This is a genomic window from Ruegeria sp. AM7 (assembly GCF_056535965.1).
In genome coordinates, this window is sequence record NZ_JBQFJE010000003.1 from 2,640,851 (window position 1) to 2,656,435 (window position 15,585).

Genomic DNA, 15,585 nt, shown 5'->3' on the forward strand with positions numbered 1-15,585 from the left:
TCAGGCAGATGAACGTTTGTTGTCGGTGTTTCAGCCGTGATGATATCGTTCTTCTATCTCTCTCGAGAACTCGCTGAGCCGTGATTGGAAACGTCGTTTGAAGCGTGACTTTCCCAGTCTGATAGACTGCAGGAACAGGCGTGCAGGCAATGATTTTGCAGCCAGACTCAGGTCCACACTCAACCGGGTTCGGCGTTGCGATAAGGCCAGGAAGTCAACCGTCGTCGTACCACTTACGCCCTTTCCTGCCGCGTTGAACTGCATCCGTGCTGGCGGATCACATTCGGCCATCTCGATAGAGACGCGACGCGGCTTGCCCCGAAGCTTGAAATCCGCCTGCCATGTGGTGCCCGGCACAACACCCATGTGACCCGAAAGGCGTCTGACTTCGATCCCGCGACGCATTGCCATACGCTCGAAACGTTCAAAATCAGCGACCATTTCAAACACTGCGTTGATGGGTGCGTCGATATCTTCATGTGCTGTGAATTGCATGGTGTCCGAGGCTCTTACCTTTGATTCCCCAATATTCTGTCAATCCAGCGTATCCGCCAGCCAGTGCTGCAAAAGAAAATGCGCGATGGCACCCTTCCGCGCAGGCATCAATGTCGGATGTTCACCCGCAAAGGCCTGCATCATTTCCGACTTGCTGACCCAGATGGCATCTTCGATTTCAACCGGGTCGATTGTAATATCGCGTGACAGCGCCAGACCTGCACACCCAAACATCAACGACGCGGGAAAGGGCCAGGGCTGGCTGGACAGATAGGTGACTGCGCCGACAGGTACTCCGGCCTCTTCCATCACTTCGCGGCGCACGGCGGCCTCGAGCGTTTCACCGGGTTCGACAAAGCCCGCAAGCAGGGAATACATCCCGTCCGGCCAACCCGGAGACCGCCCCATCAACACCGAATCTCCATGCGTGATCAACATGATCACAACCGGGTCCGTGCGCGGGAAGTGCTGACCCCCGCAAGACGGACAGCTGCGCTGCCATCCCGCCTGCGCCAAATCACTGGCGGCACCGCAACGGGCGCAGAAACGGTGCGTCTCGTGCCAGCCGATCACCGCCTTGGCTGTTGCCGCCAGCTCCGCATCCCGAGGGTTCAGACGGGTCATGATCCGGCGCAATTCGACAAAAACATGCCCGATGGGCAACGCGGGGTGCTGTTGCTCGGAACGGTCGAAGAATGCCCCGACCTCGGACAGGTCCAGCCCCTCGGCGTCCCACCCCGAGATGTCCAAAGCGAACAGCGGAACGTGATCCGAAATACCTAAAAAGACCGGATCCTCAACAATACCACCCGGTCCATTGCGCAACAGATCGTGCGTCAGCGGCAGCAACCCCAGCCGATCCAGAGCTTCGCCCTCGACCAGCACCTTACCGCGCCACAACAAAAGGCACTTTGCTTCCGGGTCGTTTGCGACTTGCGCAAGCCCCTCGGGATCGATGCGCAGATGCGCTGCGCGATCCAGTCCCGACCCGCCAAACGTCACGGTTTCCGCGTATTTCATTACAATCCCTTCAGGTTGTCGGAACAGGGCTGCCACGAGCGCCGGATCGTTGCAACGACATTTCTGCCTCGCGGGAAATTGAGGAGATAATGTGATCAACTCAAACTCTGCCTTGAAACTTGCGTCAAATACTCTTTTTGTTGAAATAGGTTAACCAAAAACGTCTAAAAGTAGAGTATTGCAACATCCCCCTTCCTCTCTAAGCGCAACGATCAGGATTTTGGGAACCTCGGATCTACATATGAATGTGACCGGGTTTGACTATTATCGGGATGCGCCGGAACCCATGATTGGGTTTACCCGCACAGCCACACTGATCCGCCAAGCTCGAACCGAGGCCAAAGATGCCCTGACCATCTTGCTGGATAACGGAGATTCACTGCAGGGAACGCCTATTGGGGAATGGGCCGTAACACAAACCCAGACCCGTCATCCTCTGGTGGAGGCTTTCGAAGCGCTGGATTACGATGCCATCGGATTGGGAAACCATGATTTCGGCTTCGGTTTGCAGGTTCTGGACCGTATCTTGCGCCAATCCCCCTGCCCTGTCTTATGCAGCAACGCGCACCGGTTGGACCGCCCCGGTGCTTGGAGCAGGCAGGCAGTGCTAAGCCGAACCATGAAAGCCGGAGGCCGCGAATATCCGATCAAAATCGGCGTTTTTTCGGCCCTGCCGCCGCAAACAGCGAACTGGGAGGCGCACCGTCTAGAGCAAAAGGTCCGCATCGACGATGTCCTGTCCACGGCACGACACGTGTCGCAAGAGCTGAAGGCCGCTGGCTGCGATCTTGTGATCGCGCTGGCGCATTCCGGGATTGGCACCGCCCAACCGGAGCCTAATCTGGAAAACGCCGTGATTCCCCTTGCGGCCATCGAACCGATTGATGCGATCATAGCGGGACATTCACATCTGACTTTGCCAGGCGAGTCGCATGAAGGGTTTGCGTTCGTGGACGGTGCCAAAGGTCAAGTGCACGGCAAGCCGGTTGTCATGCCGGGCAGTGCAGGGTCGCATCTTGGTGTGATTGACCTGACGATGACACTCGGTGACGACGGAAAATGGCATGTAGAAACGCACCGTTCACACCTGAAGGCAATCGCACCCGACTTTGTTGGCACTGAGGTTCCGGAAGACCCCGAACTGTCGCGAATTTTTGCCAAGGCGCACCGCGAAACTCGCGCGCGGTGCAACACGCCCGTTGGACACACGTCGCATCATCTGCACAGCTATTTCAGCTTTTGCGCCTGGGATCGCGGTCTGGCGCTTGTGGCTGCCGCGCAAGCTGCAGCATTGCGGCAGCATATGCAGGGAACTGCCTATGCAGGGCTACCCGTCTTGTCGGCAGTTGCGCCGTCGAAATTCGGCGGTCGTGCAGGGCCTCGGTTTTTCACCGATATCCCACCCGGGCAGATATGTACGCGCCATGTTGCCGACCTGAACGTATTTCCGAATGAGATGCAGGCCGTCATTGTCTCGGGCACTGAAATCAAGGACTGGCTGGAAATGTCCGCTGGCGTGCTGAATCAGATGCGCCCGGGTAAACAATCCGACCTTGTGGATGCGAATCGTGCCGGGCATAATTTTGACGTGCTACACGGGCTGACTTACGCGCTCGACCTTGCCTATCCGGCGCGGTTCGACGCAGGTGGCGCAATACTTCACCCCGACAGCCATCGGGTTCGCGAATTGCGGTTCAATGGCCGCCCTATCGACGCAAATCAGCGCTTTGTTGTCGCGTTGAACAACTACCGTGCCAACGGAGGCGGGAACTTCCCGTTTGCCGAAAACGCGACCCGAATTCCTCTGCCAGTCCTTCCGATTCAACATATTGTACGGGATTACCTGTCGGGCGTCTTACCGATGGACCCGTTGGAAGAGGCGCCCCAGCCTTTTCGGTTGTCACCTATACCCGGTGCCCATGCGCTTGTGAAAACCGGAGCGGCCGCGGACCAACATCTGGAAGAACTGGCACGCTATCGCGCCAAAGTCATCGGTCCGGATGCGAAAGGTTTCCTGAACATTCAGCTCTCCCTCTGACGGGTTGCCAAGCATGAACCAAATGCCTATATCCACCGGTGAGAGGTTGGCGCGGGCGAGCGCCTCGCCAACCTGGTCAGGTCCGGAAGGAAGCAGCCACAACGAGCCCCGCTTGGGTCGATGTCCAACCTCTCACTTCATTCCTCCGCAGTTTTGACCGGTTTAGACGCCCAGCACTTATGCAATCAAGCGCGGCCATAGGGACGCGTTGCGACGCGCGAACGCGCCGATATGGCCAATGTCCTTCAGTCCGAATTCCTGCGGTGACAGCATATGACGCCGAGCGCTGGAGCCGTACAGATCTGCCAACCGCCAAACGGCTTCGGGCGGAACCATCTGGTCGTCCTCGAAAGTGAACAGATCGACCGGTTTGCCTTTGTCTGCCCAGGTTGCAGCTGGCAGCGTTTTTCCGATTTCAGGCAGATAATTTTGGGGTGCCGTGCACCACTTGCGCCACTGCCAATAAACCGATGCAGGCAGGTCGGCCCCAAATCCCACTGCTTTTCCTGGCAGGTATCCAACTGTTTTTACCGCCAGCGGAACATGTCCATACCAGAACAAGGACGCCAGCGCGCGATAAGGCCAAGGGTGATCACTGATTGTCACCAGCCCCGAACACACACAGATCATGCGATCTATATGGTCGATATCAGGTTGTATTGGCCCCAACATCCCTCCGACCGAGTGCCCTATGCTCCAGTGTTCTGCGTGTGGGTAACGCTGGCGCATTTCCGCTCTGGCGGCAGGCATGTCGGTCAGCGCCCAATCCGCCATCTTTACCCGCGATTCCTGCAGTGGTCCGGTTAGTGAGTGGCCAAAGTCGCGATAGTCGTAGGTCAGGCAGGCGATCCTCTGATCCGCTGCCAGCCAATGTGCGAAATGCTGATAGTAATCCCTCGGGACACCGGTCGCACCATGTATAACCACGGCGACTTTGGGATCAGTCACGGGCCGGTACAGGCGCGCCGACAGCATTGCCGAACCGGCAGAAAACCGAAAATCCTCGGTCAGGACGGGGGGTGTATCATCCAGCATAGCGTTGCTCACCTGATCTGAACTGTTCGGTTCACCCCTTATCCCCACTTCTTTGGCCGGGCTGAGTCAAGGGCGCATCAAGATGACCAAACGTCCACTTTGCGCGCGCGCCCGCTTGACTCAAAGCCCGCTCAGCCGCTAGCGATGGCGTGATGGTTCTTGTCCCGTGTCGGGACAGGATGAAAAGGGAACACGGTGCGGTTCTGCCCGGTCATGCCGGAACGATCCAATGCCGCGACTGCCCCCGCAACTGTAAGCGGTAAGCAATGCCTAAATACCACTGGCCCGCAAGGCTGGGAAGGTCGGCAACGCGATGACCCGCAAGTCAGGAGACCTGCCATCAAAGCAAAACTGTAACTCGGGCGGGGTGTCCGGGCGGGATTGTCAGCGCGCTGTCACACCTGATCCATGCCCCGTTCCCCGCGCGGAGGGCGCATTATGATCTGGAAGACAAAAACGCACCAATTCAGTGCAACCCTATGTCAGAAAACCGGCAAGACCTGCCCGGCTCTGGCGCAGATGGCACGAGCTGTTGTGCAAGCGATGGAAACCGCAGTACCAGCCACGTCGGACGAGTTCGCGTTGGACGGCAGCGGAGAGCTGGGCCATTGCCCACAGGGCTGCATCGCCCGATTCCGCGCCCAGAAAGATCAAATTCGCATCTTCTGCGGCACCAGCACGGACGCCTCGCTGGACGCGTTGGACGGTTATGCGGATATGCTGTTCGGCCCCGATGCTGCGGCCCGTCCGACCGGCCTGTTGCCTGCGCCGCCCTGTGCCATGCTTGAAGTGTCAGAGCTGGCCCCGGCGCAACCAGCACAGCCCCAGCAGCATCTGGCGCTGTAGCTCAGCCCGGCGCGCGGCTGGCCCAGCGCATCTGCCCATCGGTTTCAACCGCACAGGGCCGCACGAAGCGCAAGCGACGCAACGCCGCGTCGGGTGCCATACCTTGTTCTACCATCAGCCGCAGGGCGATCATCCCCGACCGCCCGCACCCGCCCCGGCAATGCACCAGCACCCGCCCTCCACGCGCTAGAATATGCGCGGCAGACTGGCTGATCCGGGGCCACGCGGCCTCGGTGTCCGGCGACGGCGCGCCAAAATCCACAATCGGCAGGTGCGTCCAGCTTATGCCCTCGGCCCGCAGGTCATCCCCCAGTGTTCCCGCCCCGGCCTTCGCCATCTCGGAGCTTGTGGTCATTGAGATCACAAGATCGGGCCGCCAGCGGCGGATAACATCCAAATCCCGCGCATATTCCCCCGCGCGCCCCGGCAGCGGCGCCAGCGCGACATAACCAGCCCCGACCGCGACCGCGTGAATTGCAAATGGCTCCATCCCCGCCCTCCTTTTCACATAGCTTCTATGCCGTGCAAACTGACCTGCAAACCGAATTTCCCCCAAGGCGGCGGTGGACGCGGGCGGCGGGGGTCTCTACGCTGCATCGGAACCCGAATCCGACAGAGCAGATATGACCGACACGCCCAGCCCCGCCTATCAGGTTCTTGCCCGTAAATACCGCCCGGAAACCTTTGCCGATCTGGTCGGTCAGGACGCTATGGTGCGCACGTTGAAAAACGCGTTCGAGGCGGATCGGATAGCGCAGGCCTTTATCATGACCGGCATTCGCGGCACCGGCAAAACCACCACGGCCCGGATCATCGCCAAGGGCATGAACTGCATCGGCCCTGATGGCGAGGGCAAACCCACGACCGAACCCTGCGGCCAGTGCGAACATTGTGTGGCGATCATGGAAGGTCGCCATGTCGACGTGATGGAGATGGACGCCGCCAGCCGGACCGGTGTGAACGATATTCGCGAGATCATCGACAGCGTCCGCTACCGCGCGGCCTCGGCCCGCTACAAGATCTACATCATCGACGAAGTTCACATGCTCTCGACCAGCGCCTTCAACGCGCTGCTCAAGACGCTTGAGGAACCGCCCGAGCATGTGAAGTTTATCTTTGCCACCACCGAGATTCGCAAAGTACCCGTAACGGTCCTGTCCCGCTGTCAGCGCTTTGACCTGCGCCGGATCGAGCCCGAGGACATGATCGGCCTGCTGCGCAAGATCGCCGATGCCGAGGGCGCTCAGATCGCCGAAGACGCGATCGCGCTGATCACCCGCGCGGCCGAAGGTTCGGCGCGGGATGCGACCTCTCTGCTGGATCAGGCGATTTCACACGGCGCCGGCGAAACCAGCGCCGATCAGGTGCGCGCCATGCTGGGTCTGGCCGACCGGGGCCGGGTGCTGGACCTGATGGACATGATCCTGCGCGGCGACGCTGCCGGAGCGCTGACCGAACTTGGCGCGCAATATGCCGAAGGGGCCGACCCGCTGGCCGTGCTGCGCGATCTGGCCGAGATCACCCATTGGGTCTCGGTGGTTAAAATCACCCCGGATGCCGCCGAAGACCCGACCGTTTCCCCTGACGAACGCGCCCGAGGTCAGCAAATGGCCGAGGCCCTGCCGATGCGCGTTCTGACCCGCATGTGGCAGATGTTGCTGAAGGCGCTGGAAGAGGTCTCAGCCGCGCCTAACGCCATGATGGCCGCCGAGATGGCCGTGATCCGCCTGACCCATGTTGCCGACCTGCCCAGCCCCGAAGAGTTGATCAAACGGCTACAGGATGCGCCTCCCCCACCGCCCAACGCCGGACCCAGCGGTGGAATGCCCGCGCCAACACACGCCGCGCAGGCCCCGGTGGCCTCTGCCTATGCCCCACCAGTCCGAGGCGGAGCAGGCGCGCCGACAGCCGCACTGGCGCAGGATGTACAGACGGCACTGGCCCGTTACCCGACCTTCGAACATGTAGTCGAACTGATCCGCACCAACCGGGATGTGAAACTGCTGGTCGAGGTCGAAAACGGCGTCCGGATGGTGTCTTACCAACCCGGTCGGATCGAGTTCACGCCAACACACTCAGCTCCAACCGATCTGGCCGCCCGCATGGGCACCGCACTGCAACGCTGGACTGGCAACCGCTGGGCGGTGACGATCGTCGCCAACGGCGAGGCGGCAACCATCGCCGAAATCCGCGATGCCGCCGATCTGGCGCTAAAGGCCGAGGCCGAACAGCACCCGCTGGTGCAAGCGGTTCTGGCACAGTTCCCCAAAGCCCGGATCAAACGCATCGAAACGCCCGAGGAACGCGCCGCCAAGGTCGAAACCGAAGCCCTGCCTGAGGTCGAAGACGAATGGGACCCGTTCGAAGAGGACTAACCCTCCCGCGCCCGCCACGGGCCATCGGCTGACGCCGATACCCCTGAGCGGACTTGGGCCCGGCAGAGCGCGGGCGTTGCCCGCGCTCTGCCGGGCCCAACGGGAGGAGAGGTCTTGCAAAAGACCGCGACGACGGGCGGGAGGGCACTGCCCCCTTGTGCCGCACGGGCGCTGTCCGTATCTAGGCGACAAACCGATTAGCAGGAGAAAACGTAATGCTTAAAGGACTCGGCGGTCTGGGCGATATGGCCAAGATGATGAAATCCGCGCAGGATCTGCAGACCAAGATGACCGACATGCAGGAAGAACTGAACAATCTGATGGTTGTCGGCGAATCCGGTGCTGGTCTGGTCAAAGCCACCGCCACCGCCAAGGGCGAACTCAAAGGTCTGGACATCGACCCCTCGATCTTCAACGGCGACGACAAAGAGGTCGTCGAAGACCTGATCCTCGCCGCTATCAAAGACGCGCAGACCAAAGCCGCCGAACGCGCGCAGGCCGAGATGGCCAAGCTGACCGAAAGCATGGGTTTGCCCGCAGACATCAAGCTGCCGTTCTGATAGACACGCCTGACGATCCAAAGGCCGGGCATCCCAGCCCGGCCCCTGTGCAGGGGCGCGCGCGTTGAGTTCGAACAGCGATATCGACAATCTGATCGACCTGATGGCGAAACTGCCGGGGCTCGGCCCCCGCTCGGCCCGTCGCGCGGTGCTGCACCTGATCCGCAAACGCGCGCTGTTGCTGACACCCCTGTCGGACGCCATGCAGCAGGTCGCCATCTCCGCCCGCGAGTGCCTGAACTGCGGCAATGTGGGCACCACAGACATCTGTGACATCTGCGACGCCGAGGCCCGCGCCACCGGAGAGCTGTGCGTGGTCGAGGACGTGGCCGACCTCTGGGCAATGGAACGCGCAGGCGTGTTCAAAGGCCGCTATCACGTGCTGGGCGGGACACTCTCGGCACTGGACGGCGTCGGACCGGACGAACTGCGCATCCCGCGCCTCAAAGATCGAGTCACTGCAGAAGGGATCAACGAAGTCATCCTCGCCCTGAACGCCACCGTTGATGGCCAGACCACAGCCCATTACATCGCCGACCAGCTAGAGGGTCAGGTGCGCCTGACCTCGCTCGCTCAGGGTGTGCCGATTGGTGGCGAATTGGATTATCTGGATGACGGAACGATCACGGCAGCGCTGCGGGCGCGCAAGGAGATCTAGCGCCCCATACCAGACCTAAATAGCAGGTTAAGCGCTCAGGACAGCTCGCGCCTCGACAGGAAAACATCGGCCCATCTGCGGTCTGTACCGGATAGATAATGCATGCATTGTTCCGCGTCTGTCCGCTGCAGTCTTTTGTTCCTGCTACCCATGATATAAACAAAGTCAAACGCCTTCAGGACCGCGGCAAAGGCCTGGGCGTCGAATTCAGGCTTTGGTATCCGCCACCCTTCGAACACCGCCAAATCAACGCGCTGCCAGAATCCGAGTGGAAGTTCGCTCATCAGCACCTCATCCAAACCTTGGGTATCAGATTTCCAAATCAACCGTCGCTTTCGGGCCTCATCCCCCATGCAATCGTCAAGCAACTGCTCCGATATCTTGCGGATCGGGGCTTTGATCACGTGATGGTTTCTGCCCGCTACTGCATTCTCATTGAACGAAAAATTCCCTCCGTTCACATCGTCAGTAAAAAAGGTCAACTCACCATCTGTCGTTCCCAGACCGAAGTTATGGACGGTCGCAGTTGGCATCCCGCCGATATTTCGCTCAAGATGCTCGACATTGTCCGGGCTGGGTTCAAAACAGGAAGCGGAATGCACGTTCTGGTAATTGAGCAGCACCTGCCGCGTATAGAGCCCAACATTCGCCCCGACATCAATAAGATGGTAAGAGGCTGCATCGCAAACCTGACCAATAAAGCGTGTTTCGTTGAAATTCCACTCGTGCTGCTGCGCGACATGAGGAAAGATCGAGCCATCGGTTAGAAGCGAGATCTCGTCCCCCCGCTCAAACGTTCCACGAAGGGGGCTTTCCTCGGACAGCCGCATTTGCACCGAGGTGCAGGTACGTCGAAGAAAACGTATCTGTTGACGGTTCATCATGTGATCCTGAATAGTGAAAACATCTAATCTCGAACAACGGCCACCACCGGCATTACCCGATCGCGCACAAAATGGAACAATTGCGCCTGCTTCTCAAGATTTGATATAAACGTTCGGCACATTTGGCGCTTTAGATGCACCGGGCTTTGGTATCAACTCGATTCCGAATGCGAGCGACCGTTATTCGACATATTTCAGGAGCTTAACCAATGCCTCGTCTTCTTGCTCTTTTGTTAACGGCAGTCACAACAACAACAGCGTTTGCACAAGACCTCATCGACAAGGGTTTCGTCGAGGGTTGGAACATCATGATGGACCCTGCGCTTGGGAATGGGTGCCTGATCCAGACGATTTATCAGGATCTCTCGGTCGTGCGTATCGGATATGACGCGTTGGACAAACGCGGTTATTTCGCCGTCTACAACAAGGCCTGGGGCGAGATCGAACAGGGCGAGAGCTATCCGATCCGTTTTGAACTGGATGGCAAAAGCTTTGACGCCACCGCAATCGGATTCAACGAACGCGATGTGCCCGGTGCAACGGTGTTTTTCACTGACCCCAAATTCGTTGATGCGATTGCACAGAACAAGACCTTGACCATCTACAACCCGCAAGGTGAAACCGTGATGGCCATTGATCTGAAAGGCACCGCCAAAGCGCTGGACTATGCGCGGGAGTGCCAGAACCGCGAGCTTTAACGAATCGGATCGAACAGAGCATCCTTGGCCGTGCAGTCGCGGATCACATCTCGGCCGCATGGCACCGGTTTCAGGTCGCGCGACAGGCAAAGCCGGACCTCTTCGATATAGCCCTGTTTGCAGGTGACGGTGATCATGTCGCGCTTCAGCGCGGGGTTGGCCTTGAGAAACGCCTCTTCGACCACCGACGCAGGCAGTTTGACCGACCCGTCCAGCTTGCGGAACACAGACGGGCGGGTGACGCCCTCATACGCGCGCCGGGACAAGGCGTAGTAGTCCGGCGCGCTCAGCCCCGAACAGGTGCCGTGTTTCTTCCACTGATGCCAGGCCAGACCTGATGACCCCTGAATATCCGCCATCTCGCGCGTCATCGTGCGCGACGGCGGGGCGTTGGAGTTCGGGCAATAAGACGGCCAGCCCTGATGGTATTGCGGCCAAAGCCCATGCAGGATCCAGCCATGATCATGCCGCGCATCGCATTGATCAGAGCCGCGCGCATCGCCTTCGCGTGCACACCAGTTAGGCGACCAGCTCAGCGACAGGACGTAATAGTCGAACACACCCGCTTTCTCGCCGTCGGCCAGTGCGACCAACCCGCTGAACGCCCACATGACCAGCGCTAGAATCCCGTGACGCATTCGCCTCTTCCCTTCTTGCATTAGCGCGACTATATAGGCCCGAAGTTCCCCGACAACGGAAACCTGCCCCAAGATCACGGGGCCGCCGAATTCCGGCGACGGGACAGATGTATTTACAGGAGACGGGCTGATGGCAAAACCGCTTATGGCCAAAGCAACCGCCGTTTGGCTGGTGGACAACACCACGATCAGCTTCAAGCAGATCGCGGATTTCGTAGGAATGCACGAGCTTGAGGTGCAGGGCATCGCCGATGGCGACGTGGCCGCCGGTGTCAAAGGCTTTGACCCCATCGCCAACAACCAGCTCACCCAGGATGAGATCGACTCGGCGCAGAACAACCCGCTGCACAAGCTGAAACTCAAGTTCAACGCCGCAGCCGCGGGTGAGGAAAAGCGCCGTGGCCCGCGCTATACCCCGTTGTCCAAGCGTCAGGACCGTCCGAACTCGATTCTTTGGCTGGTGAAGTTCCACCCCGAACTCAGCGACGGTCAGATCGCCAAACTGGTCGGCACCACCAAGCCCACCATCCAGTCGATCCGCGAGCGCACGCACTGGAACATCACCAATATGCAACCAATCGACCCGGTTGCGCTGGGCCTGTGCAAACAGTCTGAGCTGGATGCGATTGTCCAGAAAGCCGCCGCGAAGAAAGCGGCTGAGGGTGGCGTCATGAGCGATGATGAACGCCGCAAGCTGGTTTCGACCGAGCAGTCGCTGGAAATGGACGCCGCACCGAAAATCCCGACGGCCATCGAGGGGCTCGAAACCTTTTCGCTGTCCGATGATCCGGTCGAGGAAAAAGACGATGAGCCGATCATCGACGCCGACAGCTTCTTCAACCTGCCCAAAGGTGGCGGCGACGAGGAAGAAGACGAAGATCCGCGCTTCTGATACCCAATCAGCCCCGGCCCGAAACGGCCGGGGCTTTTTTGCCCGAGATACCTATGCTGAATGTCTTGTCTTCTGTCTTCGGCCCGCACCGTGCGGTGTCGATCTATGCGTTTCTGAAAACATGGGGCCTGCTAATGGTGGCGATCGTCGGCACAATCTCGATCGCGGCAGCGCTGCTGGTACTCAACGATGATGGCGCGCATGAACACGATTCGTACCTGACGGTTGCGGTTCTGACGGCGACCCCAATGAACGGGGACTTGAAACACGGCGTTATCGCGTCGGTTCGTCTGCCCGACGGGTCCACCATCTCGATCGACGAATCCAAGGAACACGTGGCGCGCACCGTCGGCGATACGGCCTGCGTCGAAAAACGCGTTTACGTCAATAGCGGGGAAGCAAGGTACCGCTTCAAAATGCCGAGCCTCTGCGAGGCTAACCAATAAGCAAAACCGCCCGGAGGCATCTCCGGGCGGTTTTTCCTTTAGATCATCTGGAAGACGATCCCTGAGATGATCGCGCCAGTAATCCCCAATCCAAGATAGGTCGCAAAGACCCGTGGCTTGACCAGCGACCATACAGCAGCCATCGCCGGGATCGAGCTAACCGCGCCTGCGATCATGAACGACATGGCAGCGCCTGCGCTCATGCCCTGCTCGGTCAGACCCGCCAGCAACGGCGGTGCGACGTAAGAGTTCAGATAGGCAGGCATTCCGACCAGCGCCGCGATGACAATCGGCACGACGCCTTCACCCCCAACCACACGCGCGATCAGGTCGGCAGGCACATAGCTGACCAGAAGCGCCTCAAGCACATAGGCCAAAGCCAGCCATTTCAGCAGGAACATCCCGTTCTGGACAAACTCAGCCCGGAACCGCGTGCGGCGTTCCGGTTCCTGCCAGAATTTCCAGACCGGCTTGTCGTCCTGTTTCGGACCACAGCCGCAGCACCCGGCGGGTTTGTAAACGCGCAGAGGCTCGGCGAACGCTCCGCCACGCATCAGCGCGCGCACCACAAAGCCTCCGAACAGGCCCAAAGCAACGGCGGCGACGGCCTTGCCTATGGCAAACGGCCAACCCAGCGCACCCGCCGTGATCAGCAGGGTCGGCGGGTCGATCAGCGGTGAGCTCAACCAAAACGCCATCACCGCCGACAAAGGCGCGCCCAGCGCCAGCAGACCGGCGATGAAGGGGATCACCTCGCAGGAACAGAACGGGGCAAGGCCACCGAACAAAGCGGCGAGGAAAATCATCCGTGTCTCGCGTCCCTCAAAGGCGCGGGCGACCATGACCTCGGCACCGGTGGCCTTGAGGTAGGATAGGAGCAGAACTGCGAACAGAATATACTGCCCGGTATGCGCCAGCGCCTTACCTGCGAAGATTACCACCTCACCCCAGTTACCGGGGTCCAGAACGGTAACAGCGATCAGAATAGCCACGATGACCGCCCAAGGCGTTTTGATCAACTCCAGCGCAGCTTTGGCTTGGACCTTCGGGTTTTGCGTTAACTCAGCCATCGTTTGCAGCCTTTCCGACTTCGTCGGCGCAGCACTCGGACAGAATGAACTGCGCCAATGCGCGCAGCTCGTGATAGCTGGCGCGGTTGATGGTGCTGCGGCCGATCTTTTCCTGCTGCACGACCCCTCCGGCGGCCAGAAAGCGCAGGTGATGGGCAAGAGTAGACGGCGCAATTCCGGTGCGTTCCTGAATCTCTCCAACCGTCAGACCGGCCTCACCGGCGCGGACCAGCGTTTTGAGAACCTTCAACCGGGCCTCGGACCCCATAGCCGAAAATCCTGCTGCTGCAGTTTCCCACATATCGAAACTCCATTAAACTAGATTTCTAGTTATTTAGGTTAATGCCGCACGCCCGTCAACGACAAAACGCGTAAGTCCAGATTGCTCACCGCATAAGTCCACCCTATAAGACTTGAATGGGCATCTCAGTCGACACCTTCTTTCTGGAACTCAACGGTCAGGGCACGTTGCAGGCGCAGATCCAGCAAATGATTGCCGAAGGCATCCTGTCGGGCCGTTTTCATGTGGGCGAGAAGCTGCCCTCATCTCGCAAACTGGCGGCCCATCTGGGCGTCAGCCGGATCACGGTGACACTGGCCTATACGGAACTGCTGGCCAATGACTATCTGACCGCCAAGGGCCGGTCGGGGTATTACGTGTCGGAAAACGCGCCAGTGCCCCCGAAATACACGCCCACCCCGCGCGGCGACGAGACGGTTGACTGGACCACGGCACTGGCCCGCCGATTCTCGGACGGGGACACCCTGACCAAGCCCGCTGACTGGCGCGACTACCGCTATCCGTTCATCTACGGTCAGGCCGACCGTTCGCTGTTCGATCACGCCAACTGGCGGCTGTGCGCTGTGCGGGCGCTGGGGCACAAGGATTTCGATTCCCTGACCGGGGATTATGTGGATCAGGACGACCCGCTGCTGGTCGAATTCATCGCCCGCCATACCCTGCCCCGCCGTGGCATCGCCGCCCGGCCCGAAGAGATTCTGATCACTCTCGGCGCGCAGAATGCGCTGTGGCTGGCCTCGCGCATCTTATTAAACCGCAACCGGACGGCAGTGATCGAAGACCCTTGTTATTACGCCCTGCGCGACCTGCTGAACCATTCCGATTGCAAAGTGGCCCCGGTCGCGGTGGATCGCGATGGTTTGCCACCCGAGGCGCTGCCCGATCAGACCGATGTGATCTTTACCACCCCCAGCCACCAAAGCCCGACCACCGCGACCATGCCCGTGGACCGGCGCACCACCCTGCTGGCCCGCGCCCGCGAGCTGGACGCGATGGTGGTTGAGGATGACTACGAGTTCGAAATGGCCTTTCTGGGTGCGCCCTCGCCCGCGCTCAAATCGATGGACCGGGATGGACGGGTGATCTATGTGGGCAGTTTCTCTAAATCGCTGTTCCCCGGCCTGCGCCTTGGCTACATGGTCGGGTCCGCGCCGTTCATCCGCGAGGCCCGCGCCTTGCGCTCGCTGGTTCTGCGCCACCCGCCGGGGCATATCCAGCGCACGGCGGCCTATTTCCTGTCGCTCGGCCACTATGACGCGCAGATCCGGCGGATGTCCAAAGCGCTGGCCCAACGCCGCGCGGCGCTGGATCAGGCTGTTGAACAGCACGGCCTGACGGTGGCCGGGCGCGGCGTGCTGGGCGGCTCATCCATCTGGATGTCGGCACCGGATCACGTGGACACGGCCCGTCTAGCACAGGAACTACAGGGCCAGAGCGTTCATATCGAACCCGGCGCGCCCTTCTTTTCCGGCCCCGATCGGCCGCAGAATTTCTACCGTCTGGGATATTCCTCGATCGCGCCAGATCGCATCAATCCGGGTATAAAACGCATCGCCGAAGCAATCCGCGACTGTTAGCGCAATACTGGACCTATTCCGCTGCGCTTTCTGGCCCTAACGCCGCCCCGCG

General features: G+C 60.0%; 17 protein-coding genes, 1 other RNA gene and 1 riboswitch. Of the genes, 10 read left to right on the forward strand and 8 right to left on the reverse strand.

The window, feature by feature from the left end; translation table 11 throughout:
• Nucleotides 1-30 precede the first annotated feature (30 nt).
• Complete coding sequence (locus ACR3EG_RS17175) at nt 31-495, reverse strand: SRPBCC family protein (protein WP_170355327.1); 465 nt, start codon at nt 493-495, stop codon at nt 31-33.
• 39 nt (nt 496-534) lie between these two features.
• Nucleotides 535-1,515, reverse strand: coding sequence for an NAD(+) diphosphatase (gene nudC, locus ACR3EG_RS17180; RefSeq protein WP_480498545.1), 981 nt, complete (start codon nt 1,513-1,515; stop codon nt 535-537).
• A gap of 178 nt (nt 1,516-1,693) precedes the next feature.
• Here nudC and ACR3EG_RS17185 point away from each other — a divergent pair, with 178 nt between their 5' ends.
• Entirely contained in the window at nt 1,694-3,553 is a 1,860-nt protein-coding gene (locus tag ACR3EG_RS17185) for a bifunctional 2',3'-cyclic-nucleotide 2'-phosphodiesterase/3'-nucleotidase (RefSeq protein WP_480498547.1), read from the forward strand.
• A gap of 39 nt (nt 3,554-3,592) precedes the next feature.
• Nucleotides 3,593-3,691, forward strand: an RNA gene (ffs, locus tag ACR3EG_RS17190) — signal recognition particle sRNA small type.
• 39 nt (nt 3,692-3,730) lie between these two features.
• Here ffs and ACR3EG_RS17195 read toward each other — a convergent pair.
• Nucleotides 3,731-4,588, reverse strand: a complete 858-nt coding sequence (locus tag ACR3EG_RS17195) for an alpha/beta hydrolase family protein (RefSeq protein WP_480498549.1) — start codon at nt 4,586-4,588, stop codon at nt 3,731-3,733.
• Nucleotides 4,589-4,724: 136 nt separating this feature from the next.
• A riboswitch (cobalamin riboswitch) is annotated at nt 4,725-4,944 on the forward strand.
• An 82-nt stretch (nt 4,945-5,026) separates the two neighbouring features.
• Between ACR3EG_RS17195 and ACR3EG_RS17200 the strand changes: the two genes are divergently transcribed.
• Entirely contained in the window at nt 5,027-5,434 is a 408-nt protein-coding gene (locus tag ACR3EG_RS17200) for a hypothetical protein (protein ID WP_480498551.1), read from the forward strand.
• 1 nt (nt 5,435) lies between these two features.
• On the opposite strand, the gene ACR3EG_RS17205 is transcribed toward ACR3EG_RS17200, so the two are convergent.
• The gene (locus ACR3EG_RS17205) at nt 5,436-5,924 is read right to left on the reverse strand and encodes a protein-tyrosine phosphatase family protein (protein ID WP_480498554.1); all 489 of its coding nucleotides are present in this window, start codon (nt 5,922-5,924) and stop codon (nt 5,436-5,438) included.
• A 133-nt stretch (nt 5,925-6,057) separates the two neighbouring features.
• On the opposite strand from ACR3EG_RS17205, the gene ACR3EG_RS17210 reads away from it, so the two are divergent.
• From ACR3EG_RS17210 to recR, 3 genes are all read left to right on the forward strand, one after another.
• Nucleotides 6,058-7,809 carry a DNA polymerase III subunit gamma/tau gene (locus tag ACR3EG_RS17210; RefSeq protein ID WP_480498556.1) on the forward strand — a complete coding sequence of 584 codons (1,752 nt, stop codon included), beginning with the start codon at nt 6,058-6,060 and terminating at the stop codon, nt 7,807-7,809.
• A 215-nt stretch (nt 7,810-8,024) separates the two neighbouring features.
• Nucleotides 8,025-8,369 carry a YbaB/EbfC family nucleoid-associated protein gene (locus tag ACR3EG_RS17215; protein ID WP_170355334.1) on the forward strand — a complete coding sequence of 115 codons (345 nt, stop codon included), beginning with the start codon at nt 8,025-8,027 and terminating at the stop codon, nt 8,367-8,369.
• A gap of 64 nt (nt 8,370-8,433) precedes the next feature.
• On the forward strand, nt 8,434-9,027 hold the full coding sequence (gene recR, locus ACR3EG_RS17220) for a recombination mediator RecR (protein WP_480497778.1): 594 nt from the start codon (nt 8,434-8,436) through the stop codon (nt 9,025-9,027).
• A gap of 35 nt (nt 9,028-9,062) precedes the next feature.
• On the opposite strand, the gene ACR3EG_RS17225 is transcribed toward recR, so the two are convergent.
• A complete protein-coding gene (locus ACR3EG_RS17225) occupies nt 9,063-9,908 on the reverse strand; it encodes an FkbM family methyltransferase (protein WP_209196745.1) in 846 nt (281 codons plus the stop codon).
• Nucleotides 9,909-10,120: 212 nt separating this feature from the next.
• Here ACR3EG_RS17225 and ACR3EG_RS17230 point away from each other — a divergent pair, with 212 nt between their 5' ends.
• Entirely contained in the window at nt 10,121-10,609 is a 489-nt protein-coding gene (locus ACR3EG_RS17230) for a hypothetical protein (protein ID WP_480497776.1), read from the forward strand.
• Here the strand turns inward: ACR3EG_RS17230 and ACR3EG_RS17235 are convergent.
• Nucleotides 10,606-11,247: a ribonuclease T2 family protein gene (locus ACR3EG_RS17235; RefSeq protein ID WP_480497774.1), complete on the reverse strand. Its 642-nt coding sequence runs from the start codon at nt 11,245-11,247 to the stop codon at nt 10,606-10,608. The two genes, ACR3EG_RS17230 and ACR3EG_RS17235, sit on opposite strands and share 4 nt — an antisense overlap.
• A gap of 130 nt (nt 11,248-11,377) precedes the next feature.
• On the opposite strand from ACR3EG_RS17235, the gene ACR3EG_RS17240 reads away from it, so the two are divergent.
• Together ACR3EG_RS17240 and ACR3EG_RS17245 are read left to right on the forward strand one after the other, a co-directional pair.
• Nucleotides 11,378-12,139, forward strand: a complete 762-nt coding sequence (locus tag ACR3EG_RS17240; RefSeq protein WP_480497772.1) for a DUF1013 domain-containing protein — start codon at nt 11,378-11,380, stop codon at nt 12,137-12,139.
• A 53-nt stretch (nt 12,140-12,192) separates the two neighbouring features.
• The gene (locus ACR3EG_RS17245) at nt 12,193-12,585 is read left to right on the forward strand and encodes a hypothetical protein (RefSeq protein WP_480501830.1); all 393 of its coding nucleotides are present in this window, start codon (nt 12,193-12,195) and stop codon (nt 12,583-12,585) included.
• A 38-nt stretch (nt 12,586-12,623) separates the two neighbouring features.
• Here the strand turns inward: ACR3EG_RS17245 and ACR3EG_RS17250 are convergent, their stop codons facing one another.
• The gene (locus ACR3EG_RS17250) at nt 12,624-13,655 is read right to left on the reverse strand and encodes a permease (protein WP_480497768.1); all 1,032 of its coding nucleotides are present in this window, start codon (nt 13,653-13,655) and stop codon (nt 12,624-12,626) included.
• Nucleotides 13,648-13,956, reverse strand: a complete 309-nt coding sequence (locus ACR3EG_RS17255) for an ArsR/SmtB family transcription factor (RefSeq protein WP_480497766.1) — start codon at nt 13,954-13,956, stop codon at nt 13,648-13,650. The genes ACR3EG_RS17250 and ACR3EG_RS17255 overlap by 8 nt, the downstream gene beginning before the upstream one ends.
• A 116-nt stretch (nt 13,957-14,072) precedes the next feature.
• Between ACR3EG_RS17255 and pdxR the strand changes: the two genes are divergently transcribed.
• The gene (pdxR, locus tag ACR3EG_RS17260) at nt 14,073-15,533 is read left to right on the forward strand and encodes a MocR-like pyridoxine biosynthesis transcription factor PdxR (RefSeq protein ID WP_480497764.1); all 1,461 of its coding nucleotides are present in this window, start codon (nt 14,073-14,075) and stop codon (nt 15,531-15,533) included.
• The last annotated feature ends 52 nt before the right edge of the window (nt 15,534-15,585 follow it).